At 68.7% G+C, this 1,122-nt stretch carries 1 protein-coding gene; it reads left to right on the plus strand.

Annotated features, from left to right (window positions below; genetic code table 11):
• The coding region (locus G4X40_RS22865) for an arabinosyltransferase C-terminal domain-containing protein (protein ID WP_277835940.1) at positions 1-1,122 on the plus strand (1,122 nt) is incomplete at both ends.

Raw genomic sequence — 1,122 nt, forward strand, 5'->3', positions numbered from 1 at the left:
TCGCCGGGTCCACCTCGGAGTGGTCGCGGTGGGACCGGCGCGCCGCATCGTCGGCACCACCGCCCTGTCGCTGGTGTTCATGATGTTCAACCCGACCAAGTGGACCCACCACTTCGGCGTGTATGCGGGCATCGCAGCCGCCCTCGCCGGCCTGACCGCCGTACTGGTCGGCCCACGCGTGCTGCGGTCGCCGCGCAACCGCACCCTGTTCGCCGCCGCGGTGCTGTTCGTGCTCGCGGTCAGTTTCGAATCCAAGAATGCCTGGTGGTACGTCTCCAGCTTCGGGATCCCGTGGGGCGGTAAGGCGCCCGAACTGTTCGGGATCAAGCTCGCCACGGTGTTCCTCGTTCTTGCAGCCGCAGCGCTGGTGGCCGCGTTGTGGTTCCACTGCCGCGAACCGTATGTCCGACCCCGGTCGGCGGACACACCGACAAGCTCGTCTCGTGTGGTGGCGCTCGTCGGTGCACCGCTGACCCTGGCGGTCGCGTTGCTCGTCGTGTTCCAGGTTGCCTCACTGGCCGCCGGGGTGGTCAATCAGTACCCGGCCTACTCGGTCGGGCTGGCCAACACGCGGGCGATGGCCGGTCATCCGTGCAACCTCGCCGATGATGTGTTGGTCGAAGCCGACCCGAATGCCGGCATGTTGCAGCCCATCGCCCCGGGGCCGGATCCGCTCGGTGCGGTGACGCGGGTGAACTTCACCCCGGACGGATTGCCCACCGACCTGTCCTCCACCCAGCAAGCCAGCGAGGACCTCATTGGCAATCCCGGCTCGAAGTCTGCGGGCAACAGTGCCGGCACCGGCGGCGGTACGCGGGCCACGGCAGGTGTCAACGGTTCGCACATGGTGTTGCCGTTCGGGCTCGACCCCGCCACGACCCCCGTGCTGGGCAGCTATCAGACCGGAGACATGGCCCCCGCGAAGGCCGTCTCCACGTGGTACCGGCTGCCTGCCCGTAGCGGCAGCGCGCCGCTGCTCGCGGTGGCGGCGGCCGGCCAGGTAACCGATACGAATTTGCAGATCGAATACGGCAGCGAGACCAGTGGCGCGTACCAGCCGATGGGACGGGCATCGCTGATCGACGTCGGCCCTGCGCCGTCGTGGCGGACGTTGCGCCTGCC

Source organism: Speluncibacter jeojiensis, from assembly GCF_029589495.1.
Taxonomy (GTDB): domain Bacteria; phylum Actinomycetota; class Actinomycetes; order Mycobacteriales; family Mycobacteriaceae; genus Speluncibacter; species Speluncibacter jeojiensis.